We start from the raw sequence: 291 nt of genomic DNA, 5'->3' as shown, positions 1-291 counted from the left end.
GGTGTTCTCGGTTTTATAAAGAAATAAATTATTATCTAGTTTTCAAAGAACAAGTTGACGACTAATCCGTCATCAATGGAGCCTAGGAGATTCGAACTCCTGACCTCCTGCGTGCAAAGCAGGCGCTCTCCCAACTGAGCTAAGGCCCCATTGAATGGATCTGAATGGACTCGAACCATCGACCTCACGCTTATCAGGCGTGCGCTCTAAACCAGCTGAGCTACAGATCCATTGAGTAGATCTCTCAAAACTGAATAATGTTTCAACATGTGCAGTTTCCGTATGATTCCT

Annotated in this window: 2 tRNA genes; both read right to left on the bottom strand. The window is 44.3% G+C overall.

Annotated features, from left to right (window positions below):
• Positions 1-76: 76 nt before the first annotated feature.
• Positions 77-149: transfer RNA gene (locus tag FC33_RS05100), tRNA-Ala, on the bottom strand.
• A 6-nt stretch (positions 150-155) separates the two neighbouring features.
• Positions 156-230: transfer RNA gene (locus FC33_RS05095), tRNA-Ile, on the bottom strand.
• Positions 231-291: the final 61 nt, after the last annotated feature.

The sequence above is a fragment of the Ligilactobacillus aviarius subsp. aviarius DSM 20655 genome, assembly GCF_001436315.1.
GTDB classification, from domain to species: domain Bacteria; phylum Bacillota; class Bacilli; order Lactobacillales; family Lactobacillaceae; genus Ligilactobacillus; species Ligilactobacillus aviarius.
The sequence above is the reverse complement of the archived record's forward strand: the minus strand, read 5'-3'. Positions and strand labels throughout refer to the sequence as shown.